This is a genomic window from Rudaea sp., from assembly GCF_047601565.1.
In the GTDB taxonomy this organism is placed as follows: Bacteria; Pseudomonadota; Gammaproteobacteria; order Xanthomonadales; family Rhodanobacteraceae; genus Rudaea.
In genome coordinates this window covers 3,970,263-3,995,349 of sequence record NZ_JASGIY010000001.1, presented here as the reverse complement: position 1 = coordinate 3,995,349, position 25,087 = coordinate 3,970,263, and the positions used below count along the sequence as shown (strand labels likewise).

16 protein-coding genes and 1 pseudogene are annotated in these 25,087 nt (G+C 65.8%); 7 read left to right on the top strand and 10 right to left on the bottom strand.

Going from position 1 to position 25,087, the window contains the following annotated elements; all coding sequences use genetic code 11:
- Positions 1-111 precede the first annotated feature (111 nt).
- The gene (locus tag QM741_RS17855) at positions 112-2,319 is read left to right on the top strand and encodes an alpha-galactosidase (protein ID WP_415208976.1); all 2,208 of its coding nucleotides are present in this window, start codon (positions 112-114) and stop codon (positions 2,317-2,319) included.
- Between the two features lie 45 nt (positions 2,320-2,364).
- Here the strand turns inward: QM741_RS17855 and QM741_RS17850 are convergent, their stop codons facing one another.
- Complete coding sequence (locus QM741_RS17850) at positions 2,365-4,626, bottom strand: glycoside hydrolase family 65 protein (protein ID WP_415208975.1); 2,262 nt, start codon at positions 4,624-4,626, stop codon at positions 2,365-2,367.
- Between the two features lie 95 nt (positions 4,627-4,721).
- Here QM741_RS17850 and QM741_RS17845 point away from each other — a divergent pair, with 95 nt between their 5' ends.
- Positions 4,722-5,396: a TIGR02466 family protein gene (locus QM741_RS17845; RefSeq protein ID WP_415208974.1), complete on the top strand. Its 675-nt coding sequence runs from the start codon at positions 4,722-4,724 to the stop codon at positions 5,394-5,396.
- 44 nt (positions 5,397-5,440) lie between these two features.
- Here QM741_RS17845 and QM741_RS17840 read toward each other — a convergent pair whose 3' ends face one another.
- The 6 genes from QM741_RS17840 to pgmB all read right to left on the bottom strand — a co-directional run bounded on the left by QM741_RS17840 (position 5,441) and on the right by pgmB (position 18,771).
- Complete coding sequence (locus tag QM741_RS17840) at positions 5,441-6,940, bottom strand: 2OG-Fe(II) oxygenase family protein (protein WP_415208973.1); 1,500 nt, start codon at positions 6,938-6,940, stop codon at positions 5,441-5,443.
- A 93-nt stretch (positions 6,941-7,033) separates the two neighbouring features.
- On the bottom strand, positions 7,034-8,299 hold the full coding sequence (locus QM741_RS17835; RefSeq protein WP_415208972.1) for an MFS transporter: 1,266 nt from the start codon (positions 8,297-8,299) through the stop codon (positions 7,034-7,036).
- A 205-nt stretch (positions 8,300-8,504) separates the two neighbouring features.
- Positions 8,505-9,962: a sulfatase gene (locus tag QM741_RS17830; protein WP_415208971.1), complete on the bottom strand. Its 1,458-nt coding sequence runs from the start codon at positions 9,960-9,962 to the stop codon at positions 8,505-8,507.
- A gap of 18 nt (positions 9,963-9,980) precedes the next feature.
- Complete coding sequence (locus QM741_RS17825) at positions 9,981-12,575, bottom strand: TonB-dependent receptor domain-containing protein (RefSeq protein WP_415208970.1); 2,595 nt, start codon at positions 12,573-12,575, stop codon at positions 9,981-9,983.
- Between the two features lie 371 nt (positions 12,576-12,946).
- Positions 12,947-15,607, bottom strand: a complete 2,661-nt coding sequence (locus QM741_RS17820; protein WP_415208969.1) for a TonB-dependent receptor — start codon at positions 15,605-15,607, stop codon at positions 12,947-12,949.
- Between the two features lie 89 nt (positions 15,608-15,696).
- Entirely contained in the window at positions 15,697-18,771 is a 3,075-nt protein-coding gene (pgmB, locus tag QM741_RS17815; protein WP_415208968.1) for a beta-phosphoglucomutase, read from the bottom strand.
- 229 nt (positions 18,772-19,000) lie between these two features.
- On the opposite strand from pgmB, the gene QM741_RS17810 reads away from it, so the two are divergent.
- A complete protein-coding gene (locus QM741_RS17810; RefSeq protein ID WP_415208967.1) occupies positions 19,001-20,017 on the top strand; it encodes a LacI family DNA-binding transcriptional regulator in 1,017 nt (338 codons plus the stop codon).
- A gap of 34 nt (positions 20,018-20,051) precedes the next feature.
- Here the strand turns inward: QM741_RS17810 and QM741_RS17805 are convergent, their stop codons facing one another.
- A complete protein-coding gene (locus QM741_RS17805) occupies positions 20,052-20,627 on the bottom strand; it encodes an N-acetylmuramoyl-L-alanine amidase (RefSeq protein ID WP_415208966.1) in 576 nt (191 codons plus the stop codon).
- Between the two features lie 56 nt (positions 20,628-20,683).
- Between QM741_RS17805 and QM741_RS17800 the strand changes: the two genes are divergently transcribed.
- Positions 20,684-21,199: an alpha/beta family hydrolase gene (locus QM741_RS17800; protein ID WP_415208965.1), complete on the top strand. Its 516-nt coding sequence runs from the start codon at positions 20,684-20,686 to the stop codon at positions 21,197-21,199.
- Between the two features lie 7 nt (positions 21,200-21,206).
- Here the strand turns inward: QM741_RS17800 and QM741_RS17795 are convergent, their stop codons facing one another.
- The gene (locus QM741_RS17795) at positions 21,207-23,021 is read right to left on the bottom strand and encodes an ABCB family ABC transporter ATP-binding protein/permease (RefSeq protein WP_415208964.1); all 1,815 of its coding nucleotides are present in this window, start codon (positions 23,019-23,021) and stop codon (positions 21,207-21,209) included.
- Between the two features lie 131 nt (positions 23,022-23,152).
- On the opposite strand from QM741_RS17795, the gene QM741_RS17790 reads away from it, so the two are divergent.
- Positions 23,153-23,599 carry a DUF4399 domain-containing protein gene (locus QM741_RS17790; protein ID WP_415208963.1) on the top strand — a complete coding sequence of 149 codons (447 nt, stop codon included), beginning with the start codon at positions 23,153-23,155 and terminating at the stop codon, positions 23,597-23,599.
- A gap of 22 nt (positions 23,600-23,621) precedes the next feature.
- Here QM741_RS17790 and QM741_RS17785 read toward each other — a convergent pair whose 3' ends face one another.
- The gene (locus QM741_RS17785; protein WP_415208962.1) at positions 23,622-23,906 is read right to left on the bottom strand and encodes a hypothetical protein; all 285 of its coding nucleotides are present in this window, start codon (positions 23,904-23,906) and stop codon (positions 23,622-23,624) included.
- Positions 23,907-23,975: 69 nt separating this feature from the next.
- Between QM741_RS17785 and QM741_RS17780 the strand changes: the two are divergent.
- Both QM741_RS17780 and QM741_RS17775 read left to right on the top strand, forming a co-directional pair.
- Positions 23,976-24,679 (top strand): annotated as a pseudogene (locus tag QM741_RS17780) (IS3 family transposase); the annotation flags it as partial.
- 100 nt (positions 24,680-24,779) lie between these two features.
- On the top strand, positions 24,780-24,923 hold the full coding sequence (locus QM741_RS17775) for a transposase (protein WP_415208961.1): 144 nt from the start codon (positions 24,780-24,782) through the stop codon (positions 24,921-24,923).
- Positions 24,924-25,087 lie beyond the last annotated feature (164 nt).

Sequence of the window (25,087 nt, the reverse complement as noted above, 5' to 3'; positions counted from 1 at the left end):
GTTTCCGGAAAGTTCGCCGCGGATTATCGCATGGCGTTTCCCGCGTTCCCCAGAGGGTGGTACAAATCGGCAGCGCCATTCCATTTGGGAAGCGCGGATCGAGGAAGAAAAATGTCCAAGCGTCCGGAAACTTTCATCGCGGTCCGTTCATTGGCGCCGGTCGTCTTGTTCGGCGCCCTGAGTGTCTCATCGACGGCCACGGCGGCCTTGCCGACCGACATGGAAACCCTCCATTTCGGCAACCTGGATACGCAAGTCGTCGTCGAAGCCGGCGCGGCACTGCCCCGCTTGCGCGCGCTGAAGTCGCCGGCCGGCGGGACATGGGAAGGAAATGCGCAAGGCACGCTGATCGGCTCGGCGATCATCGACGGCAAGACGGTGCCGTTGCATTGGCAACTGGACCGCGAGGCGAGCCGCAGCGACGAAAAGACGCTGTCGCTGGTCTACGGGGATCGCGACTCGCGGTTGAAACTCGTCTGGGAATGGCGGGCGCGCGCCGGGCATGGACCGCTCGAACACACGGTCCGAATCGAAAACCGCAGCGAGCGCGAAGTCTGGATTCCGTTGCAGGACAGTTTCATATTCCGTTGGAAGACAGGAACGCAGGCGTTGCAACAACTCTGGGTCGACAAGGGCGCGGGCGAGGCGCCGCCGGTCGGCACGCATCTCGTCGACGTCGGCGACGGTTATCGCTGGCGCGGCGAATCGAGTGCGTTCGCGCATCCGCGCAAAGGTGAGCCGCGCGAGATCGTCCCGTATTTTTTGGTGCGGCCGGAGGGCGAGGCGAGCGACGGCTGGTATCTCGGCATCGAGTTCAGCGGCCGCGTCGCGATGACCTTGCAGCGTCGCGGCGGCATGCTCGAAGGCGGCGCCGGATTGAATCCCGAGCCCGGCCCGTTCCGTACCCGCCTCGCGCCCGGCGGCGAGTTCGCCGCGCCGACGGTTTTTCTCGGCGCGACGCATGGTGGTATCGACGACGTCGGCAACGCGCTCAAGCGCTGGATTCGCGAAACCCTCAACGATGCGCGCACGCGCCACGATCCGGCCTATCCGTGGACGACGAACAACAGTTGGGGCAGCGCGATGGCGATCAGCGATGCGCAGGCGCGGCGCATGATCGACGATGCGGCCGGGCTCGGCTTCGAGATGTTCCACCTCGATGCGGGCTGGTTCCGCGCGGTCGGCGATTGGCAACCCGATCCGAACAAGTTTCCGCAGGGGCTCGCGCCGCTGGCCGACTACGCACACGCGCATGGCTTGAAATTCGGCCTCTGGGTGGACTGGGCGCAGGCGGGGATCAGCAAGGAAAAGGGCGCGCTAGACGTCGCCGATCCGGCGATCCGCGATTGGCTCACGACCGATCCGCCGCCGAACTGGAAGCCCGAGGAATTCAAAGGACTCACGATCGACATCGGCGTGCCCGCGGCGGAGGCCTGGGTGATGAAGGAAACCGATCGCATCGTGCGCGAGTACAAACTCGACATGCTCGAACACGACGGCTACGTCGTCGCGCAGGGCTGCGATCGCGCCGACCACGAGCACGCGACCTGCGATCCGAAGCGGGTGAAAAAATACACCGACGACGGCTTCCTCTGGATGGACGGGCCGAATTCGACCGACGTGAGCTACCACGCCGCGCGCGCCTACTACGCCATCCACGACAAGCTCAGGCGCGACCATCCCGGCCTGCTGCTCGAAGTCTGCAACGACGGCGGCCGTATGGTCGATTTCGGCAGTGCTTCGCATGCGGACTATTTCTCGATCGTCGACTCCTACGATCCGCTGTCGAACCGGCAGGCGTTCTACGACGCCAGCCACGTGCTGCCGCCGGCGATGCTCGAAACCTACGTGAAAGAATGGCCGGCCAAGCGCATCGAGAATTTCCGCTACATGCTGCGCAGCGGGATGATGGGCTGGTTCACGCTGATGCTCGACACGACGACGTGGAACAAGCAGCAGCACGATGTTGCGCGCGCGGAAATCGATTTCTACAAGACCGTGCTGCGGCCGTTGATCCGCGAGGCCGATCTGTACCACGTCGGGCCGCGCGCCGACGGTCGCGGATGGGACGGCATCGAGTACTTCGATGCGAAACGCGGCAAGGGCGTGTTGTATGCCTTCCACGGCACGGATGCAGACGCGAATACGCATACCTACCGATTGCAGGGGCTCGATGCACATCGCCAATACCGGCTGAACTTTCGCGACCGCAGCTCGCCCGACCTCACGCGCAGCGGTCGCGAGTGGATGCGAGACGGCGTGACGGTGGCGTTGCCGCTGCCCGACTCCTCGGAGCTTGCACTGATCGAGGCGATATGACGGAAACCCGCGTCGCGGGTCGCACCGCCGGCATGCGACTGCGCGTCAGCGGGCGGATGCCATCGTGCGGGTCAATCGCGTCTTGCCATCGGCGCCGCGATCCACGGCGATATCGTAGCGCTTGCCGCGGAACGCGACGTTCTTCAGCGTCATCGACCGCCAGCCCGGCGGCAGCAGCGGCGCATAGGCCGCGTTCAATCCCGATTCCTCGATGCGCAACCCGGTCAGGCCGAAGATCAGGTTCTGCAGGAATCCCGCGGCCGCGGTGATGAAGTAGCCGGTGTTGTTCGTCGCCGTTTCGGTGCGCACGTCGAACGGCGGTTTGATCACGCCGCCGTTGAAGTTCTTTTCGAGCCACGCGATCGCATGCGCCGCGTCGCCGACGGTCGCCGCGGCGATCGACAGCGGCGCGAGGCCCATGCTGTTCGGGTCGCGGCTCGAGGCGAGGATCGGGCCGATCGCCTCGTCGTAGTCGTTGCGCCGCACCTGCGGGCTCATCGGCAGGTCGAGCGCGGGCAGCGACAGCATCGGCAGCGAGCTGCCGCCCCAGGTATCGAGATCGTGCGGTACGCTTTCGTCGAAGTTGAGATGATGCTGCTTGGCCGCGTCGAACGGGACGTGCAGTTTCGCCGCGACCTCGGCCCAGCGCGGATCGGCTTTTTCGCCGACGATGGCGGCGGCCTGCGCGGCGATGCGCAGCGCCTTCGCCGCCGCGGCGTTGGTGTAAGTGTCGTTCGGCACGTCGTTGTAGTCCTCGTCGACCGAGGTGACGTGCAGGATGTCGTAGCGCCGTTTCTGCGCGTTCCAGGTCGCGCGGCTCGCCCAGAAATCGGCGACGTCGCGGATCACCGGCCAGCCGTCCTTCTTCAGCCAGGTGCGGTCCTGCGTGGCGAGCCAATACTGCCACTGTGCGATGGCGACATCGGCGTTGACGTGGATCTCGCGCTCGCCGAGCACATGGGCGAAGTGCGGTGTCTGCTCGGTGCCGTTCTCGGGATCGGCTTCCCAGGGATATTTCGCGCCTTTGAGGCCGGCCTCGCGCGCGCGCGCCTGCGCGGCTGCCAGCGTGCGCGAGCGGAACATCACGAGCGACCTGGCGCGTTCCGGATGGAGCAGGAGCAGCGCCGGAAACACCCACGAATCCGAATCCCAGAAGATGTGGCCCGCGTAGCCCGGCGTCAGCGCGCAGGCGCCGACTGCCCAGGCGGTGTTCGCGGTCGACGACGACAGCAGGTAGTACAGGTCCGCACGCACCGCGCGCTGCGCTTGCTCATCGCCGTCGATGACGATGTCGGACTTCCACAGGTTCGCCCATGCGGCGCGATGTGCCGCGAGCAGCTTGTCGAAGCCGCCCGCGCGTGCGGCCGAGGCCAGTGCGAGATCGTCCTTCGCATCGCCGCCCCAGCCTTCGCGCGACATCGCCACGTACTTGGCGAAAGTATAGGTTTTGCCTTTTTTCACTTTTACCGACAGGTTCAGCGCAAGCCGGTACGGGCTCTTGTAGACGAGGGCGCTCGTTGCCGTCATGCCTTTGGGCAGCTCGATCGCCGCGGCCTGCGCCATCGCGGGTCCTTGCTCGGCCTTGCCGTCGAGCCAAAAGGTCAGCGCTTTCGCGTCGCCGTCGTGGGGGCCGACATGGACGTCGCCGTGGTACCAGACCGGCGCGCGGTCGGGTGTCGCCGGCGGAATCGCGACGAGCTTCATCTGGTGCGCGGCGACGGCTTCCTGCATCTCGTCGCCGCTCAACGTCGCGAGCGGCAGTCGCGGCTGGTACGGCGCCCAGAGGTTCAGCGCGAACGACAGCTCCACTTCGCCGTCGAAATCCGGTGTGAGCGTAAGCTGCGTCGCGGCGAGATGGGGCGATGCCTGACTGACGAAGGTCGCCACCTTGATGGCCGTGGATTTCCCGTGGTCGATGTAGCGGTAGCTCGTCGTCAGCGTCGCCTCGTGCAGGTCGAGCGTCTGGCTGTAGTCCTGGAACAGTTGCGCATTGGGGCCGACCTGGTTCATCCAGAAGTGGCCGGCCGCGGACTGGCCGGTCGAGTAGTCGATTTCGGTCCAGCCCGGGATCGCCGCAGGTCGCGAGAAGTCGTCCTTCGCGTAGTCCATCAGGCCGACCATGTAGGAAAGGTTGCCCTCGGTGCCGCGCGGGCCGGTCAGCGTCGATACATAGCCGTTGGCGAAGTAGCCGGGGAAATAGCTGTCGAAATCCTTCGCGGTGGCGGTCAGCGTGAAGCCCGCATCGGATGCGAAGGCGGCGCTGCTTGTGCAGACAAGAAAGAGCAGGATGTAGCGCGATAGGTTCATGGGCGTTCCAGAATCGGACGAGTGCCGAAAACGCTTGCGGTGCCGCGCACCGCTCGCACAATATGGCGTGTATTCGCGGTACAACGGAGCGGGGGATGGCAGGCAATTTCAAATTCACGATGCAGATGCCCGGCGGCTTTTCCCAGCCCGCTTTCGGTGGCGCGGGCGAAGCGCAGACGACTCCCGCGCTGCGGCCCTACGATCTGTTCGTAACGCGCATCTGGCAGGCGCGCCTGCCGTTCGCTTCCGCGCAACTGGCCGCGTGGGTCGACGAAGTGTTGGCGTTGCGCGCCGCAAGCCCGAAGCCGGCCGGCCGCACCAATCGTCAGGGCTGGAACAGCGAGGACATGAGCGTGCTCGAACGCCCGGAGTTCGCGCCGCTGCGGCAGGCGGTTCGGACCCACTGCGCCGCGGCGTTGCGCGAGATGGGGCAGGGCGAAATCGCGTTTCGGCTGCAGTCGTGGATCAACCTGCACGACCGCGGCGGCTTCAACTACCTGCACGTGCACGAAGGCTCGCTGCTCTCGGGCAGTTTCTATCTCAAGGCGCCGGCCGGGTCGGGCAAGTTCGTGTTTCGCGACCCGCGGCCCGGCGTCGTGCACGGCTACGTGAAGGGTGCGGTGCCGAACGGCTACAGCGACATCCATCTGACCCCCGAAGACGGGCTGCTCGTATTGTTCCCATGCTGGATGGAGCACTACGTCGAGCCGCACGACGCGGACGAGCCGCGCATCGCGATCGCGTTCAATGCGCTCGAAGGCGAGCGCTGAGCCGGCTGCCTCGCAAGGGAATTTCGGCGAGTGCGGAATGGGCATCAGCGCTCCGGCACGACGTCGAAGGCAACGGTCAACCGCGTCCTTTCGCTCGCGAACGGCACCGTGCCGTGCCAGAAATACGAAGGGAACAACACGAGCATGCCGACCTCGGGACGCACAACGTGCTCCGCTTGCAGTGCGGGCGTCGTGATCAGGCTTGGCTGGCCGAAGGTCAGGCAGCCGGCATCCTTGTCCGCATCGGTGGCCGCGTCGGGCAGCTCGATGTAGCACGCCGACGAGATCCAGCCACGCGGATGCACGTGGTTCGTATGGAAACCGGACGAGCGCAGGCGCACCGACCAGCTTCCGTTGAAGCGATAGCGGCCGTTGTCGCGCTGGCGCAGCGGTTCGGGGCCGTTGCGGATATGGTCGAGATAGCGGCGGATCGGCGCGTCGAACGCCGCGAACAGCGCGCGGATCGCGGGATCGTCACTGTGCGAGAGGTCCCCGGTCGTTTCGGTGCCGTGGCGCAGCGACTGGAACAGCAGCGGATGTCCGTGCGGATTGTGCAGGCGGTCGAGGCTGCGCGCGAGATCGCTGAAGAACGCGGCGAGGTCGGACCACGGCGCCGGCGCTTCGAGGCGCTGCGGCAGCACCCATCGCGCGTAGTCGCAGTACTCGCGATGGCGCGGATCGCCGAGCAGGCGCCAAGCCGTCGTTTGCAGGGCGATGAAGTACTGGTCGTCGGGCGCGGCGGCGCGCAGGGACTCGCAATGGGTCAGCGCGGTTCTTGCGTCGCCCATGCCGAGCAGCGCGGCGGCGAGCAGGCTGCGCGCGGCGGTGTTGCCCGGCATCGCGCTTGCCGCGCGTTCGGCGTAGCCGTGCGCCAGGGCCGGATCGAATTCGAGCGCGGCGAGTCCCGCACGTACGAGCACGGCGGGCGGCGTCTGCGCGCGTTCGGCAAGCGCGGCGAGGCAGGCATGCGCGCCGCGCGCGTCGCCCGCACCTTGCAGGATCGCCGCCTTGGCCGCATGCAGCGCAACGTCGTTCGGAAACCGGCGCAGCGTTTCGTCGAGCGCGGCCGTCGCCTGCGCCGTATCGCCGGTGCGCATCCAGACCAGGCGCGCGAGATGATCGTGCGCCTCGACGTGCAGCGGGTCCGAGCGCAGGTTCTCGCGCAGTACGCTTTCGGCGCGCTCGAGTTCGCCGCGAGCGACCAGGCCGCGCACCTGCGTTGCGCAGTCGTGGCGCGAAAGTGCGAGCGCCGCCTGCGGCAGGCGCGGTGCCGCGCGCCGCAACAGCGGTTCGGCTTCGGCGAAACGGCCCCGTCCGAGCAGCAGTTCGCCGAGCGCTGCAACCGTCGGCGCCCAGTTCGGATCCAGCGCCAAGGCTTTGCGCAGGCCTTGTTCCGCACCGTCGAGGTCGCCGAGCGCCTGCTTGGCGCCGGCGAGCAGACGTTGCGCTTCGGCGAAACTGGGGTGTTCCGCGACGATCGTTTCGAGCTCGTCTTGCGCCGTGCGGAAATTTCCCGCCTGCAACTGCGCACTGATTTTGCGCATCGTCGCGATCAGTTGAGGCGAGGGAGTGAACATTGGCGGCGAGGGTAGCAGTCTTTGGTTTCCCTTCTCCCGATGGGAGAAGGGAAGAAAAAGCTATTTTGTGGCGAGTTTTATATGAGTCGGCCCGCCGACGCCGGCGCGATCGGTTTCGCGCTTGAAGAAATACAGCGCGATCAGCACCAGCGTCATCGGCACGAGCGAGAAGTAGAAGGCATGGATGCCGTCGAACTTCGAGAACACGGTCGCGGTGATGCGAGAACCGAGCGTGCCGCCGAGCGCGGAGAAGATCACGATGAGGCCCATCATCGCTGCGTGCGCGGGTTTCGGCAGCGAGGAGAGCACGACCGAATTGATCACCGGATAGATCGGCGCCATCAATAGGCCGATCAGCGGAATCAGGTAGGCGGCGACGGGGGCGTTGAACCAGCCGACGTCGGGCCGCGCGACCACGTCGCGCGCGAGCGGCAGCACCGACACGACGAGCACGCACATGCCGACGACGCAGACGTTGAGCAGCACGTGCCACGGCAGGCGGCGCAGCACCTGGCCTGCGGCGAGGCGACCTATGGCGGTCATGCCGGACAGGATGGTGGCGAGCTGGATGCTCATCGTATGCGGCAGCTTGAGGACCTCGTTGTTGAACGTCGGCAGCCAGGTGCTGAAACTCTGCTCGATCAGCACGTAGAGAAACGCCGAGGCGAGGAACACGTAGACCAGCGGGCGCAGGAACAGATGCCCCATCTCGACGAGCGAACCCTTGATCGAGGCGGTCGCCTCGCTGTGCGCCTCGGATTCGTCGAGCGTCGAAGTCGCGAGCAGCACGATCACGAGGAAACAGATCGCGGCGAGCAGCCAGTAGACGTTGAACCAGACCGGATTGCCCGGGTTCGCATCGTCGATGAACGCGCTGAAAATCCATCCGCAGAGCAGCACGCCGACCATGAACATGCCTTCGATCGTGCTCGTCAGGCGCGCATGTTCGGCGGCGTCGCGCGTGAGCAGGCCGATCGACGAATACACCGAAACCTTGGCCAGCGCGAAGCCGACGCCGGTGCACAGGAACAGCAGTTCGGTCATGTGGAAGCTCGGGTACAGCCGCATCACGATGCAGGCCGCGCCGACGATGGCGAGGGAAATCATCATCGCGCGCTTGTAGCCGAGCAGCGGAAGGAACGAGGCGACGATCAGCGCGGTGACGGCGATCGGCAGGTCCTTGAACAGTTCCAGGTTGCTGGCCTGCGGCTTGTCGATGCCGAACGTCGCGATCGATTGCAGGATCACCGCACCGACGCTGTTGAGCAGGATCGCGAAGATCACGTAGATCAGCGCGAGCGCTACGATCATGCGGAAGCGGTTCATGGCATTCGCTCCGAAATTTCATGGAGAGACCCTTCTCCCATCGGGAGAAGGTGCCGGCAGGCGGATGAGGGAAAAGCCTTCCGCGCACACGGCGTTGCAGGTAATTGCGACACCTTTCCCTCATCCGCCCCTTCGGGGCATCCCCGATCAGAAGCACTTCGAGGACAGGCTCTTCTCCCGGTGGGAGAAGGGAAGAATCGCTGGGTCATTTCGTTTTCCCGAACGGATCGGTCACGTCCTTCTGCCACGGATCGCGCGTCTTCGTGCGCCAAGCGTCGAGTTGCCTGCGCAGGTCGGCGAGCACGCCCGCGTGTTTCGCGTCGCCGGCGAGGTTGGCGATTTCGTCGGGATCGGCGGAAAGATCGTACAACTCCTCGGCGGGCCGGTGGTGGAACGCCTCGAGCGTACGCTTGCCGAGCTTCGTTCCGGGCGTCGCCGCGATCGCCTTCCACGAAGGCGATCGCGCGACGTCGCTCGCGATCGGCACTTCGAGTTCCGGATGCAGGTTGAGGAAATAGCTGTATTTGCGCGTGCGCAGGCTGCGCGTCGGGTAGTATTGGTCGATCTCGTGGAAGCTGTGCGTGGCAAATACCTCGTCCCATCCCTTCGGATCGCTTTCGCCGAGGATCGGCAGGATCGAGCGGCCGGGCAGCGGCAGGTAATGGTAATCCTTGGGCGGCGCGACGCCGGTCCAGTCGAGGATGGTCGGTGCGATGTCGATCCAGCTCACCATTGCGTTGTTGCGCGCGCCGCGTTTCGATGCGCCCGGCACGCGCACGATCAGCGGCAGGCGGATGCCTTCGTAGTAGAGGTTGTCCTTCGCGCCGGGGAACGGGCGGCCGTTGTCGGAGAGGTAGATGACCAGCGTGTCGTCGGCGCGGCCGGATTTTTCCAGTTCGCGCAAAAGTATACTCACGCCCGTGTCCATGCGGCTGACCGCTTCGTAGTATTCGGCGAGATCGCGGCGCACGTCCGGCAGGTCGGGCAGGTGCGAGGGAATCGTCACCTCGGCCGGCGCGTAGCGCTCGCGCTTCACTTCGGGCCAGTCGCGCGTGTTGCCGAAGTTCGACGGATCGCCCGCGCGATGCGGGTCGCTGTAGGCGACGGTGAGGAAGAACGGTTTGCCGCCCTGTTCGCGCATCCACTTGCCGGCGGCGTGACCCATCACGGCCACGTCGCGCACAGGCGGGCGTTCGGGTTCCAGCCATGCGTCGTAGGCGAGCAGCGCTTCGGGTTTGACGTGCAGCTTGCCGACCAACGCAGTCGCGTAGCCGGCCTGCTTGAGCATCCACGGCAGCGTCTTTACGTCGTCGAGCAGCGAAAAGTTGTGCACGTCGTGCGCCAGCCCGTACATGCCGTTGGTGTGCGAGTACAGGCCGGTATACAACGTCGCGCGGCTGGAACTGCATGACGATACCGAAGCATAGGCGTCGGTGAACAGCACGCCCTCGTGCGCGAGCGCGTCGAGCGCGGGCGTGCGCACGCTGCCGCCGGTGCAGCCCATGTCGTAGCCGTGGTCGTCGGCGACGATCAGCAGCACGTTGCGCTTGCGTTGCGGCGCGGCTTTCCCGCTCGCGCCGGGCGCCGCCACGGCCGGGCGGCGGCTTGCAAGGATTCCCGCGGCGGCGGTCGCGGCGAGAAACCGGCGGCGATCGATGCTCATGTCGTTTTTCCTTTCGCGTCAGAAAAGGTATTTGGCCTGCACGTTGACCTCGCGCCCCTCGATCGGCCGCGCAAGCAGCACGCCGCCGCTGCTGCTCGCCACGCCGAAGATGCGCGAGTTGCTTTCGGTCAGGCCGAGCGCGTTGGTCATGTTGGTGCCCTGCAGGCTGAACTGCCACTGTTTGCCGACGCTGGCGAGCACGCCAAAATCCACGGTGCTGTACGTGCCGAGCTGTTGCAGGCCGGAAAGGTCCTGGGTGTGGTTGCCGACGTGCGTCCAGGTGACGAAGGCGGAAAGCTCGCCCCAGTCGAACGGAATGCGGTAGCTCGGCGTGAACGCGAAGCGCGATTTCGGCTGGCGCTGCAACTGCACGCCGTCGATCGGCGCGCATTGGGCGGCGCCGTTGATGTCGGTGTACTTGATGCAGGCGTCGTAATGCGAATAGTGGCCGTCCATGTAGTTTCCGACCAGGGCAAGCTTCAGGTTCTCGATCGGCGTCAGCGTCAGGTTGGCGTTGAGTCCCTTCGAGTCCGAACCGTAGATCGCCGGCGGCAACTGGTTGCCGTTCGCGTCCTTGCTCGGAACGCCGGTGCCGTCGGTGAGCGTGTAGGTCAAACCGCTGAACTGGATGTGGTAGGCGGACAGGTCGGCGTAGAGCAGGTCGGACTGGTATTTGTAGCCGACCTCGAAGCGCTGCATCTTCTGCAACGGCGGCGTGTTGCCGGTGGTGAAGCCGCGCATCGCGTTGTCGAAGTCGCCGAAGTGCGGGCCCTTGGTCGCGCGCGCCCACACCGTCATGTTGTCGGCGAGCCGGTAGTTGGCGCCGACGGTGAACGCCGGATGCGTCTTGTCGTAGTCGGTGCGCGCGAACTTGCCGTTGCACACCGTCATCGCGTTGTCGTAGAGCGTGTTGACGTCGCCGTCGAGGTTGACCTTGGCAAGCTGGCAGACGAGGAAGTGCGCGGCCTCGTTCTCCACGCGCGCCGAGGCGTCGAACAGCCAGCGGTCCAGGCGCCAGGTGTCGGAGAGGAACAACGCCTTGTTGTTCGCCGCGCCGCCCTCGGTGAGGTTGTTGGTGCCGTAGTCGAGGAAGCCCTGATAGTCGGAGAGGTACTTGGTCACGCCGTTGAGCACGTAGCTCACCGTGAACGGGCGCGCGTTCGGCGTGTTGGTCATCAGCAACTGGTTGCCCTGCGTCCACTTGTCGGCGTCGGTGTAGTGGGCGAGATACAGGCCGGCGGTGAGCGTGTTGCCCTCGAACAGTTCGCGGCTCAGGCGCAGTTCGTTGTTGATGTTCTTCAGACGCTTGCGCATGTACCACAGGCCCTGGTGGATGATGCTCTGGTCCAGCGCCACGTCGCCGCCCGAGGTGTAGGTCGCGCTGACCGGCGTGCCCGCGGCGAGCGAGAGCGTGTCCGCATCGTTCGGCTTGTTCGCGCTGCTGCAATATCCGGTCGGCTGCGCGATGTTGCAGCCGTACAGGTAATAGCTCAGCGGCTTGGGATTGGTGCCCGAGAACAGCGAGCGGTTGACCAGTTCGCCGTCGTTGTAGAGGAACTTGTCGGAGAGCGCGAATCCGCCGATGTCGTAATCGAAATTGCCGCCGAAGAAGCTCATCACCGCGCTGCGGCTGCCCGTGCCGAGATCGACCGTGGTGCCGCCGCCCGGGTAGCCGGCGAGGTGGAAATAGCGCAGGTTGTTGCCGTAGTACGTGCTGGTCAGCGGATCGAAGCCGGGGTAGGCGCTGAAGTCGTCCGCCCCGCTCTGGAGCAGCGGAATCGGCGTGATGAACTGGTTGCGGTCGACGAGCCGGCGCGCGTAGAGCGTGAACGAGCCGTTGTCGAGATCGTGGGTCAGCGTCGCGGTGAGCTGGCCGCCGCGGTCGGCCGGAAACTGCGTCTTGCGCACGCCGTCGCTGGTGCGCCAGAAGCCGCCGACGCTGCCGTACCACCCCTCCGCCAGCTTGAAGCCGTAGAAGCCGTCGAAGCGCCAGAGCCCTTCGTTGCCGTAGGTGATCGCGGCGCTGCCGGAAGGCTCCGCCGTGCCCTGCTTGAGAATGAAGTTCGCGGTGGCGCCGATCTGGCCGCCGCCGTAGACCACGCCCGGGCCGCCCTGCACGATCTCCACGCGCTGCGTCGTGTCGTCGAGGCGGAACATCGAAGTCGTGTCCATGAACGACAGCACCGGCATGCCGTACAGCGGCGATCCCATGATCTGCGTCGTGAAGAACGGCGTGCCGGAGCCGCTCGGAAAACCCGCCACCTCCACGTTCGCGCCCATCTGGCCGCCGCTCGACTCGGGCCAGATGCCGGGCGAGATGCGCAGCAGGTCGGCGGTCGATTTCGGGTTCGCCTGCTTGATCTCCGCCGCGTTGGCCGAGACGATGTTGTAGGCCGCGTCGATTTTCTTCACGCCGCCGACCGTCGCCGTGCCGGTGACGACGACGCTGTCGAGCGACTGCGTGCTGTCCGCTGCGGCGTCGGTTTGGGTTTTCGGCGTCGTCGTCGCGCCGCTCGTTTGCGCCTGCGCCTCATCGGCGGCATGGATCGGCAAAGACAGCGCGCAGGATATGGCGAAGGCCAGGGTAAGCGCGCGCAATTTCGGTTGTTTCATGTTTCTCCCCAAGGTGGTGATGAAGGCGTGCGGAAGAATTCCGTGCACCGCATTGCCGCCGAAATGCGGATTTCGACTTTCGATATTTCGCGGATTTCCCCCGTCGCCGCGGCGCGGCGACCGATCCGATCCGATCCGATCCGTTCATTCCCCTTTCTGATTCGCGTCCAAGTTCAGCCAAAGCATCTCGAACATTCATGGTGAAACCCTTCTCCCGGTGGGAGAAGGAAAAATTTGGTTGAACTTCGACGCGAATCAGGTTGCCCTTTATCGCCGCTCGTCCACGGCGAATCGCTCGTCTGTAAAAAAATGGCGGCCCGAGTGGCGTTGGGAGAGCGCTTCGGGCCGCTCGTCGGAGAGGACGAACAAAACTAGAACTGGTACTTCGCCTGGATGTTGATTTCGCGGCCTTCGATCGAGCGCGCGAGCAGCACGCCTTCCGGACCGGTCGGCACGCCGGCGACGCGCGCGTTGCCTTCGGTCAGGCCGATCTCGTTGGTCAGGTTCGTGCCTTGCACGCGAAACTGCCAGTTCTTGCCGTAGTTGGCGACGATGCCGAAGTCCCAGGTGTGGTACTTGCCGAGCGGTGCCAAACCGGTCTGGTCCTCGTAGCGTTGGCCGACGTAGGTGAAGGTCACGAACGGCATGATGTTGAAGTCGTCGTTGACGACGAACTTGTAGCTGGGCGTGACCATGTAGCGCTGCATCGGCTGGCGCTGCAGCGGCTGGCCGTCGAAATTGACCTTGAACTCGTTGCCGTTGACGTCCGTTTCGATGGCGTAGCCGTTCTGGTGCGAGTAATGGCCGTACATCAACGCGACCAGAGCGTCGATCTTGAAGTTCTCGACCGGGGTGAGCACGACGTGGCCGTTGAAGCCCTTGGTGTCCGCGCCGTAGATCGCCGTGCACTGGGGCAGGCCGCTTTCCGCGGTCGACTTGCCGTTGCAGTCGAGCGGCGTGTTGTTGTTGTCGGTGGCGCTCGTGGTCAAACCCGTGAACTGGCGATGGTAGGCGGAGAGGTCGGCGTAGACCCAGTCGGTCTGCCACTTGAAGCCGTACTCGAAGTTGCGGATCTTCTGCATCGGCGCGAAGTTGCCACCGCTGCCGCGGATGCCGTTGTCGAAGTCGTCGAAATGGCCGCCGCTCGACACGCGCAGGTAGGCGGACATGTTGTCGGCGATCTCGTAGTTCAGGCCGGCGGTGAACGACGGATGGGTCTTGTCGTAGTGCAGCGTGTTGTAGACGATGTTCCCGGCGCTGTCGCGCTTGCAGATCTGGGCACTGTTGTCCCACAGCGTGTACTGGTTATCGTCGAGACCGACATTGGTCTGCTGGCAGGTGCGTTGGTTAACGCTGATGTTCTCGACGCGGCTGCCGATATCGAACAGGAAGCGATCAGCGAAGCGCCACGAGTCGGCGAGGTAAAACGCCTTGTTGTTGCCGATGCCGTGCTCGATGATGTTGTAACCCGCGCCGTAACTGATGATGCCCTGCGGGCTGGTGATGTAGTAAGTGTTGCCGCCCGACACGTAGCTCAGCGTGACCGGCGTGGCGTTGGGCGTGTTGGTCATCAGCATCGGGTTGCCGAGCGACCAATTGTCGTCGTCGGTGTAGTGGGCGAGGTAGACGCCGGCGGTCAGCGTGTTGCCGTCGAAGATTTCCTTGCTGACGCGGAAATCGTTGTTGAGGTTGCGCAGGTCCTTCTGGATGAACCACCAGCCCTGCTTGATCACGCTCTGGTCGAGGCTGCTTGCACCGGTGTAGCTGACGTTCTGGCTCAGCGGGTAATTCAGCGTGTTGCCGTCTTTGGCCGCGCAGTATTGGTTCGCCAGCGTACTGTTGTAGTTGCAGCCGTAGAGATAATAGCCCAGCGGCGCCGGATTCGAACCCGAAAACAGCGCATTGGTGTTGAGCTGACCGCCGCTCCAGAGGAACTTGTCGGACACGGTCCAGCCGCCGAACTCGGCGTCGTAGTTGCCGCCGAAGTAGTTCATGTTGGCGCCGCGGCCGTTGGCGAGGTCGGCCTGCTCGGTGCCGCCCGCGGGATTGACCAGGGTGACGTGCTGGATGGCCTTGCTGCCGTAAGTGTCGGTCAACGCATTGAAGCCCGGATAGAGCGACAGATTGCCGCTCGCATCCTCGATCATCGGCGTCGGCACCATGAACTGGTTCTTGTCGTCGAGCATGCGCGCCCACAGCATGACCGAGCCGTTGTCGAGGTCGTGGGTCAGCGTGCCGGTCAACTGGTAGCCGTCGTCGGCCTTGAACTGCGGGCTGCGCACGCCATCGGACTGGCGCCAGAAACCGCCGATGCTGCCGTACCAGCCGTCGGCCAGCTTGCCGCCAAAGAAACCGTCGACGCGGATCAGGCCTTCGTCGCCGTAGGTGACGCCGATCGAGCCGGACGGCTCCGAGGTGCCCTGCTTGAGGATGAAGTTCGCGGTCGCGCCCATCTGGCCCGCGCCGTAGAGCACGCCGGGACCGGTCTGCACGATTTCGACGCGTTCGATCGTGTCGTCGAGACGCACCATCGAGCTCGATTCCATGAACGACAGCGAAGACATGCCGTACAGCGGCGTGCCTTGCACCATCATCGTGAAGAACGGCGCGTCGCCGCCGCCGGGGAAGCCGGCGATTTCGATGTTCGCGCCGGTCTGGCCGCCGGAGGATTCCGGCCACAGTCCGGGCGAGATCTTGAGGATGTCGGCCGTGCTCTTCGGATTGGCCTGCTTGATCTGCTCGGCATTGGCCGCGGTGATTTCGTAACTGGCGTCGAGTTTCTTGACGCCGCCTGCCGACGCGGCGCCGGTGACGACGATGCCTTCGAGCGACTGGGTTTCCGACTTGGCAGCGGTGTTCGCGGTGTTCCTGTTCTGGTCGGTCGAGGCGGGTGTCGTTTGCGGATCGGCGGCCGGTGCGGCGTCGGCGGCCATGACCATCGGGCTCAATGCAGCAAGAATCGCGGTCGTCAGCGCGAGCCGGATTGTGCATGGGCGCCGGGTTTTCGGGTGGCGTGCGGTTGTCTGTTTCATGGTTTCTCCCTCCAAAGTTTGGGACGTATCGTTTTGCCCTCGGTCCGCGATTCGGGTTCGCGGACCTGCGGCGGTCAGGTCTTGCAGCTTCAGTTTTTTTCCACGGACTTGTTCACAACGAATTTCCTCAAATCGAAATGGGCGAGATCGGGCAGCACCGCGTCGGCCTCGTGCAGCACGCGCGCGTCGCCGATGCCGAGCGCGGCCATGCCGGCGGCCTTGATCGCGGCGACGCCGGCCTGCGCGTCCTCGATGCCGAGGCAGTCGCGCGGGGCGACGCCGAGCGCCTGCGCGGCGCGCAGGAAGATTTCCGGATCGGGCTTGGCGCGCGCGATCGTGGCCGAGTCGACGATGTGGTCGAACAGGCCGGCGATGCCGAGGCGCTCGGCCAGTTCGCGCGCGCTGCGGCTGGCCGAGGCGAGCGCGGTCTTCAGCCCCGCTGCGCGCGCGGCTTCGAGCGCGGCGCGCGCGCCGGGCAGCAGGTCGTTGGCCGAAAATGCCTCGATCGCTTTCCGGTAATAGCCGTTCTTGCGGTCGGCCAGTTCGCGCTTGCGCGCATCGGCGTACTTCGTCGCCGCATCGCCGAGCACGATGTCGAGCGAAGCCATGCGGTCGACGCCCTTGAGCTTCTCGCCGATCGCATCGTTCCACGGCAGGCCGAGTTCGCCGGCGAGGCGCTTCCACGCGGCATGGTGCAAATGCGCGGTATCGGCGAGCACGCCGTCGAGGTCGAAGATCACGGCTTTGAAAGAGCCGGGAATCGGGATTCGTGGATCCGGAACCGGCGAAGCGCGAAGCGCGAAGGTCCGCGCACCGCCCGGAACGAGAGTCGTCCGCTCGCCATGGTGGACGATCTCGAGCGGCGCGCCTTCGCGCAGTTCGTAGCTTGCGCAGTGCGCATCGACCGCGATGCGCAGCTTGCGTCCGCGCCAGACGAGGCCGAAGCGATAGCCGCACCAGCCCGGCGGCAGCATCGGATCGAAGTGCGGCACGCCGTCGCGCACGCGCAGGCCGCCGAAGCCCCAGGCGAGGCCGAGCCAGCTTCCGCCCATCGCCGCCATGTGCGCGCCGTGACTGGTGTTGTGGTGCAGGTCGTCGAGGTCGATGCGCAGGTTCTCGCGGAAATACTCCTGCGCCCTGGCGCCGCGGCCGAGGCGGGCGGCGAGGATGCCGAACGTCGACGGCGACAGGGTGGAGTCGTGCATCGTGATCGCTTCGTAGTAGTCGAAGCTGCGCTCGATCACGGCGGGATCGATCCGGGAGTCGTCGGCGAGCACGAACGCGAGCAGCGCATCGGCCTGCTTGCACACCTGGTGGCGATACAGCGTCAGCGGATGGTTGTGCATCAGCAGCGGGAGCTCTTCCGGCGGCGTGCCGGCGATGTCCCACTTCGGCTTGTCGAGGAAGGTGTCGTCCTGCGCGACGATGCCGAGTTTCTCGTCGAAGGGCAGGTACATCGCTTCGGCGGCGCGCGACCATGCGGCGATTTCGCTTTCGTCCAGCGCGAGCCGTGCGAGCAGGCCGGAATAAACGTCGGGCGAACGCGTGGCGAGCGCGCGCAGCGTCGACGCGGCGTAGCGCAGATGTTCCTGCGCCATGCGGTTGGTGTAGTAGTTGTTGTCGACCAGCGCGGTGTACTCATCGGGGCCGGTCACGGCGCAGATGCAGAAGCGGTCGCCGCGGCGCGGATTGAAGAAGCCGATCTCGAGCCAGATGCGCGCGGTCTCGACGAGGATCTCCGCGCCCATCGCGGCGAGGAAGGCCGCGTCGTCCGTCGCCTCGACGTACAGGCGCACGGCATAGGCGATCGCCGCGTTGATGTGGTACTGCGCCGAGCCCGAAGGATAGTGCGCCGAGCATTCGTCGCCCGAGATCGTGCGCCACGGATACAGCGCGCCTTGCGCGTGCCCCATTTCCCGCGCATGGATGCGCGCCCGTTCGAGCGTGTGGTAGCGCCAGACCAGACTCGGCTTCATCCATTGCGGCGCGGTGAATGCGAGCACCGGCAGGACGAAGGTTTCCGAATCCCAGAACACGTGGCCTTCGTAGCCCTCGCCGGTCAGGCCCTTGGCGGCGATGCCGCCGGTGCCGTCGCGGTTCGCCGACTGGAACAGGTGGAACAGGTTGAAGGCGAGCGCCTCGCCGTCGCCGTTGCCGGCGGCCGAATCGATGGCGATGCCGGCGTCGTCCCAGAACTCGGCGAATTCGGATGCCTGCGCGCGCGCCAGCTCGTCGAAGCCGCGCGCCATCGCCGCATCGAGTTTACTTTGTGCGAATTTGTACAATGCCGCATCGGGCTCGTCGCCGCCGGGCCGGCTCCATGCGTAGGCGACATACTTCTCGATCGTGACCTCGGCGCCCGGCGCGAGTTGTGCGACATGGCGCTGGCGCGCGCCGCCGGCGTCCGCGTCGGCCTCGGCGAAAACGGCGCCCTCGATGCGATGGCGCTGCACGCAGGCCACGCCGACCGCGCTTGCGCGCGTGCGTTGCGCGAGGCGCGCCTCGTGCGCATCGGCGAACGCGTCGGTGATGCGCAGGGCGAGGCCGGCGCCGGTGCCGAAACGCGGATCGTCGCCCTGCGCCGCCGCGGCGACGTCGCCGACGATCGCGGATTCGAGCGTGACCGGGCCCGCGTAGGCCAGCGAGCGCAGCGTCCAGCGGATGCACAGCAGGCCCGGGTGCGCGAACGGCACGATGCGCTGCGCTTTCACTTCGAACGTCGCGCCGTCCGCCGTGCGGAACGCGAGCCGGCGCGACAGCATGCCGGTGCGCAGGTCTAGCGTGCGCTCGAACGCCAGCACCTCGCCGCACGCCGGGTCGGCCGGCGCGTCGCCGAGGAAGATGCGGATCGCGGTCGCGTCGGCCACCGGCACGCGCGTATCGGTGGTGCGCGCGAAGCCGTGGTGGCGCTCGTGATAGTGGATCGCGCTGCGCTCCCATACTCCGGCGATGAACGTGCCCTGTGTCGCGCTCGCCGATTCCTCGCAACCGCCGCGTACGCCGAGCGCGCCGTCGGCCAGCGCGAACAGGGTTTCGTCGCGCGCGGCCCGCGCGGGCAGCCACTGCGTCTGCACGATGCGCAGCGCGTCCGTCGCCGGCCGTGCGGGCGACGGATCGCCGCCGGCCTCGGCAGGTGCGTGCGCTGCGGACTTGTGCAGTGACATCGGGTGCTCCTCTCCCTCGCCGTCCGGCCCGCGCGCTGCTGCGCGTCTGTCGTCGGACGGCGACACGGCGCGCACGCTAACACCGACTGGTATCGATATCAATACATCGATACCGGTTGCTGCGAATGCACATTTCCACGCAGTCTTTGCAGAATGGACGGGAGGGCGGCCAGACGCCACACTAGCGCCTCCGATCCGGCGCCGCCGGTCGAACGATTTGATGCAGCGCATGACGAAACCGAAACGCAACGACGGCACGCTGCGTGCGCACGAAGGCGCGCTGACGATGGCCGATCTCGCCAAGCTCGCCGGCGTGTCGAAGATCACCGTTTCGCGCGCGCTCAGCGAAAACGGCATCGTTTCCGCGCAGACGCGCGACAAGGTGCGCGCGCTCGCCGCCGAACACGGCTACAAGCTCAACGTCAGCGCGCGCAACCTGCGCCTGCGCCAGAGCCATACGATCGCGGTCATCGTCGAGATGACGCCGAGCGTGGGCCGGCCGATGTCCGATCCGTACCCGCTCGAACTGCTCGGCGGCATCGCCCAGGAACTGGCGACGGCGAACTACAGCGTGTTGCTGACCACGCGCCAGGGCGCGCTCGCGCCGGCGGTGCAGGCGGCCGACGCGGTGATCCTGCTCGGCCAGGGCGCGAGGCAGCAGGCCGTGCACCTGTTCGACCGCCTGCGCCTGCCGATGGTCGTCTGGGGCGCAGCTCGCGCGGACGATGTCCATATCGTCGTCGGCAGCGACAACCGCCAGGGCGGCGCGAGCGTGGCCGAGCGCTTCATATCGCTCGGACGCCGCCATCCGGTGTTCCTCGGCGACACCGATCATGCCGAGATGGCCGAGCGGCACGACGGCTTTGCGAAGCATCTCAAGAAGCGCGGCGTCGCCTCGGCCGTGGTCGATTCCAAGGTGTTCACGGCGGAATCGGGGTTCGACGCCGTGCGCGCGCTGCTGCGCAGGAAGACGCGCTTCGACGCCGTGTTCGCGATCAACGACCTGCTTGCGATGGGCGCCGTGCGCGCGCTGATCGAAGCCGGGCTGCGCGTGCCCGAGGACGTCTGCGTGGTCGGCTACGACGATACGCCGCTCGGCGCGGCGTTCATTCCGCCGCTGACCTCGGTGCACCAGAACTGGCACGAAGGCGGCGTGCTGCTCGCGCGCAAGGCGCTGGCGCTGTCCCGCGGCGAGAAAGTCGCGTCGGAAATGCTGCCGAGCCGGCTGGTCGTGCGCGCGACCTGAGATTTCCGGAACGCGGGCCGCGGGTCGCCGGATGCTACGGCCGGAAGCGCGCCAGGCCCGACGCCGGCACGATCTCGTTCCACGGAAACAGCGGGCCGGGATCCTGGCGACGGCGCAGCAGGATTTTCGGATCGTCGCTGGCGGGCTCCAGGCGCGTGTCGAGGTCTTCGTGGCCGGCGATGTAGCGCAGGCTCGGAATGTCGTGGCGCAGCTGGCGCAGCAGCGCGAGCAGGGCGGCGATCTGTTCCTTCGTGTAGGCCACGGTGAACGCCTGGTGGCGGCTGTCGCCCCAGTGCGGGTAGCGGCCGAGGTTGAACATCTCGATGCCGATCGAACGCGTGTTCCAGCCCTTGGTATGGTTGGCCACGCGCTCGGGCGCGACGAAGCGGTATACCCCGCCGGCCTCGGTGATGTAGTAGTGCCCGCTGTTGCCCGTGCCCTTCTCGGGATAGTGCACGCGCTCGCCGAACTCGCGCGTCATCGCCATGTCCGGCAACTCGGTGCAGTGGATCACGACGAGGTCGATCGCCGAGAGCTCGCGATGGTTGAGCCGGATCTCGTAGGGCAACGGCCAGTCGTGGACGACGAGTTCGGGCGCAGGAATTGGCATCGGACAAGTTTCGCATGCGCGTCGGGGCCGTGCCAGCGGCATGCGATAATCGCGGCATGAAACCGTTCCTGATTCTCTCGCACGGCCTCGAAAGCGGGCCCGACGCGACCAAGGTGACCGCGCTGGCAAAAGCCGCGGACACGGTCGGCTTGCGCAGCGTGCGTCCCGACTATCGCGACCTCGACGCGCACCGCGACGTGCGCTACATCGGCGAGCGCATTGCGCGGCTCAAGGCGCATGCGCCGGCCGGCGCGCCGGTCGTGCTCGCCGGCTCGAGCATGGGTGCGTACATTTCCGCGCTGGCCTCGACCGAACTGGATTGCGTCGGCCTGTTCCTGATCGCGCTGCCGGTGGCGATTCCGGGCCACGCGCGCAATTTCGAGGCGGCGCGCGTGCCGACCGCGCTGGTGCACGGCTGGAATGACGAACTCTGCCCGGTCGACGCGACGATCGCGTTCGCGCGCATGCGCGGCGATGCGATCACCTTGCTGCACGACGATCATCGGCTGGGCAATCACGTCGAGCACATCGCCGAGTTGTTTCGACTGTTTCTTGGCGGCTTCGGCCGCTGAATCGCACCTAAGAGATCGCGAGTTCCACGGTGGAGGCAGGCCCCGCGGATGATGCGTCGCGCGACTGCTGCTGCATTGCCCATAGCGCCGCGTAGCGGCCGCCGAGCGCGAGCAGGACGGCGTGGGTACCGCTTTCCACTATGCGGCCGTGATCGAGGACGAGGATCTCGTCGGCGTCGACGATCGTCGACAGGCGATGCGCGATGACGAGCGTCGTGCGCTCGCGTGCGATCTCGGCGAGTTCGGTCTGGATGACCTTCTCGGTGCGCGTGTCGAGCGCGCTGGTCGCCTCGTCGAACACGAGAATGGTCGGGTTCTTGAGCAGCGTGCGCGCGATCGCGACGCGCTGTTTCTCGCCGCCGGAAAGCTTCAGTCCGCGCTCGCCGACGCCCGTGTCGTAGCCCTGGGGAAGCGAGGCGATGAAGTCGTGGATGTGCGCGGCGCGCGCGGCGGCGATCACTTCGTCGCGCGTGGCGTCGGGACGGCCGTAGGCGATGTTGTAGTAGATCGAATCGTTGAACAGCACGGTGTCCTGCGGCACGATGCCGATCGCGTTGCGCAGCGACTCCTGCGTCACCGAGCGGATGTCCTGCCCGTCGATGCGGATCGCGCCGCCATTGACGTCGTAGAAGCGGTAGAGCAGGCGCGAAAGCGTGGACTTGCCCGCGCCCGTGGTGCCGACGACGGCGACGGTCTTTCCCGCCGGAATGGAAAAATCCACATTGTATAAAATGCGGCGTTGCGCGTCGTAGCCGAAGCTGACGTCGTCGAAGCGCACTTCGCCGCCATGCAGCGCGAGCGGTTTCGCGTCGGTAGCGTCGCGGATCTCCTGCGGCTCGGCAAGCAGGACGAACATGCGCTCGATATTGGTCAGCGCCTGCTTGACCTCGCGGTAGACCATGCCGAGGTAGTTGAGCGGGATCGACAGCTGGATCAGGAAGGCGTTGACCATGACGAGGTCGCCGATCTTCATCGTGCCGGCGACGACGCCGGCTGAAGCGCGCCACAGCAGCAACGTGAGTCCGACCGCGACGATCGCGGTCTGGCCGATATTGAGCGCGGCCAGCGACTTCTGCGACTTCACCGTCGCTTCCTCGAGGTTGCGCAGGCTCACGTCGAAACGCTTCAGCTCGTGCCGTTCGTTGCCGAAATACTTGACCGTCTCGTAGTTGAGCAGCGCGTCGACGTTGCGCGCGTTGGCCTCGGTGTCGGCTTCGTTCGCGGCGCGATAGAAGCGCAGGCGCCACTCGGTCATCGAAAACGTGAAGGCGATGTAGACGGCGAGCGTCGCCAGCGTGATTGCGGTAAAGCTCCAGTCGTAATTGAGCATGAGGATCGTGCAGATCACCGCGATCTCGAACAGGGTCGGCAGGATCGTGTAGATCGTCCAGTCGAGCAGATCGGAGACGCTGGTCATGCCGCGCTCGACGTCGCGCGCGACGCCGCCGGTGCGGCGGTCGAGATGGAAGCGCAGGCTCAGGCCATGCAAGTGCGCGAATACGCGCAGCGTGATCTCGCGCGAGGTGCGCGCGAGCACGCGCGCGAACACGATCGTGCGCAGTTCCTGGAAGAACGAGGTCGATAGGCGCAGCGCGCCGTAAGCCATCAGCAGCAGCGCGGGGATGACGAGCGGCGAGGGCTTCGCGTCGAGGCCGTCGACCAGGTGCTTGAGCACGACCGGCACGGCGATGTTGGCGAGTTTGCCCGCGACGAGGAAGGCCAGCGCCGCGAACACGCGCCCGCGGTAATGCCATACCGTGGGCATGAGGCGGCGGAATGCGCCGAGCAGGGTGGCGCGCTGGCTATCGGAAGTCGCTGGCATCGAAGGGAGTGTGGAGGCGGTCGGCGGCTTTTTCCAGACCCGGGAGCCTGCGCCGCCGCGTTTCCGCGGCTCGTATCCGCTTAACGCGGCCGGGCGTATGATTTGCGCCGTCCCTTGAACAGGAGAGCGCGATGAGCAAATCCATTTCGTTGGTCGCCGCGATGTTGCTGGCGGCGGGTCCGGTCTTCGCGCAGGACGCGGCCAAGTCGGTCGGCGTCGAGCCGCACAAGGCGCCGTCCGGCGCGTCGGTGTTCATCGTCTCGCCGAAGGACGGCGAAACGACAGGGCAGGAGTTCACCGTCAAGTTCGGCGCCAAGGGCATCGCGATCCGCCCGGCCGGCGACCCGACGCCGGGCACCGGGCATCATCACCTGCTGATCGACGTGGCCGAACTGCCGCCGGCCGGTGCGCCGATCCCGAACGACGCCACCCATAAGCACTACGGCAAGGGCCAGACCGAGGCCACGATCACGCTGCCGCCGGGCGACCATACGTTGCAACTCGAATTCGCCGACTTGGCGCACGTGCCGTTCGATTCGCCGATCGTGTCGAAGAAGATTACCGTGCACGTCAAATAGCGCAGCAGGCGGCGGCGTCCGCCTAGGCGGCCGATCCGGGTTTTTTCTCATCGCCGACTCTTTGGGAAGGCGACAGGTGAGTGAGCGCCGCATTGCTTTTGAGTGATGCGCCTCGCGCGCGCGTAGGCTTTTCCTTGTAGTTTCCCAGCATTCCGCTTCTCGGGCGGAATCTTCTGCGTGCTCGCGTAAGGGCAATTTCAGAAACGCCGCGATATCCGCGCAGCAGCGTTTTCGGAGCGACGTCCATTCCCGCGGCTTCCTTGCGCAATGGCCACGCCCCTTGCGCCTGCGTATCGCGAATGACCACGTAAGCTTCCGCTGATCGCGGACACACAGTAAGTAGAACTTTCTGGCATCTTTCCAGCCAGGAGGTTCCGTGAAGAAATCGAAGTTTAGCGAGACGCAGACCGTCTCGATTCTCGAGCAAGGCGACGTCGGCGTGCCGGTGAAGGATTTGTGCCGGCAGGCTGGGAGACGTACTACCAGTGGAAGTCGAAGTACGGCGGCATGGAGGCGTCGGATATGCGGCGGGTGAAGGAGCTGGAAGCGGAGAACGCCAAGCTCAAGCGGATGTACGTGCCCGAACGTCCCGACCGGGTATGGTCGGCGGACTTCATGCTTGATGCGCTGGCCTGTGGCCGGCCGTTCCGCACCTTCAACCTCATCGACGACTTCAACCGCGAGGCGGTGCACATCGAGATCGACACCTCGATCACTTCGGCGCGGCTGGTGCGCATCTTCGAGCGCATCGCCCAGGAACGCGCGCTGCCGCAAGTGCTGCGCACCGACGACGGCGCGGAGTTCCTGAGCGAGGTGTTCGTGCAATGGGCCAAGGCACACGGCATGGCGATCCGGTACACACAGCCGGGCAAGCCGAACCAGAATGCCTACATCGAACGCTTCAACCGCACCTACCGCAAGGAGGTGCTCGCCCAGTACTTGTTCGTCCGCCTGGACGAGGTGCGCGAGGCAACGTGGCAGTTCCTGATCGACTACAACGAGCAACGTCCCCACGACGCCCTTGGCGGCATGACACCCGCCCAGTACCGTTCCCACAACGCCGAAAGCTCTACTTTTGCAGTGTCCGCTCGACGGGGGAGCTTACGTCGGGGTAAGGGTGGGCCACACCTGATTTCTCGGACACCGGAAAGCGAGGGCAATCCTCGCACGGAGGTGTTCGATGGAAAAGCAACAGCGGTTCACGGCGGAGTTCAAACGCGAAGCGATTCGCTTGCTCAAGAGTTCGGAAAAGCCCGCAGTGGTCGTGGCGAGTGAGCTGGGTATCCCACGCAATCGGCTAGTGGGCAGCGGATGCGGAACGTAAGGGCGATGAGGCGTTCCGAGGAAGCGGGCGGCCGAAGGCAGCCCGGACGCTGGGCGCGCGCCCATCATCGTCGTGCGCGTTTCGCTCGTTTGTCGCACCGCCGGTCTTCGGTGGGCCATCGTCGCTTTCGGAACCGGCCGGAATTGGCCCTACGAACAGGCGCG

Excerpts from the sequence above, each read along its gene's own strand:
- QM741_RS17805 (WP_415208966.1), bottom strand. The coding sequence starts at position 20,627 with ATGCCAATTCCTGCGCCCGAACTCGTCGTCCACGACTGGCCGTTGCCC.
- QM741_RS17855 (WP_415208976.1), top strand. The coding sequence starts at position 112 with ATGTCCAAGCGTCCGGAAACTTTCATCGCGGTCCGTTCATTGGCGCCG.
- QM741_RS17825 (WP_415208970.1), bottom strand. The coding sequence starts at position 12,575 with ATGAAACAACCGAAATTGCGCGCGCTTACCCTGGCCTTCGCCATATCC.
- QM741_RS17840 (WP_415208973.1), bottom strand. The coding sequence starts at position 6,940 with ATGCGCAAAATCAGTGCGCAGTTGCAGGCGGGAAATTTCCGCACGGCG.
- QM741_RS17850 (WP_415208975.1), bottom strand. The coding sequence starts at position 4,626 with ATGAACCTATCGCGCTACATCCTGCTCTTTCTTGTCTGCACAAGCAGC.
- QM741_RS17835 (WP_415208972.1), bottom strand. The coding sequence starts at position 8,299 with ATGAACCGCTTCCGCATGATCGTAGCGCTCGCGCTGATCTACGTGATC.
- QM741_RS17810 (WP_415208967.1), top strand. The coding sequence starts at position 19,001 with ATGACGAAACCGAAACGCAACGACGGCACGCTGCGTGCGCACGAAGGC.
- QM741_RS17845 (WP_415208974.1), top strand. The coding sequence starts at position 4,722 with ATGGCAGGCAATTTCAAATTCACGATGCAGATGCCCGGCGGCTTTTCC.
- QM741_RS17795 (WP_415208964.1), bottom strand. The coding sequence starts at position 23,021 with ATGCCAGCGACTTCCGATAGCCAGCGCGCCACCCTGCTCGGCGCATTC.
- QM741_RS17775 (WP_415208961.1), top strand. The coding sequence starts at position 24,780 with ATGGAAAAGCAACAGCGGTTCACGGCGGAGTTCAAACGCGAAGCGATT.
- QM741_RS17800 (WP_415208965.1), top strand. The coding sequence starts at position 20,684 with ATGAAACCGTTCCTGATTCTCTCGCACGGCCTCGAAAGCGGGCCCGAC.
- QM741_RS17790 (WP_415208963.1), top strand. The coding sequence starts at position 23,153 with ATGAGCAAATCCATTTCGTTGGTCGCCGCGATGTTGCTGGCGGCGGGT.
- QM741_RS17830 (WP_415208971.1), bottom strand. The coding sequence starts at position 9,962 with ATGAGCATCGATCGCCGCCGGTTTCTCGCCGCGACCGCCGCCGCGGGA.
- QM741_RS17820 (WP_415208969.1), bottom strand. The coding sequence starts at position 15,607 with ATGAAACAGACAACCGCACGCCACCCGAAAACCCGGCGCCCATGCACA.
- pgmB (WP_415208968.1), bottom strand. The coding sequence starts at position 18,771 with ATGTCACTGCACAAGTCCGCAGCGCACGCACCTGCCGAGGCCGGCGGC.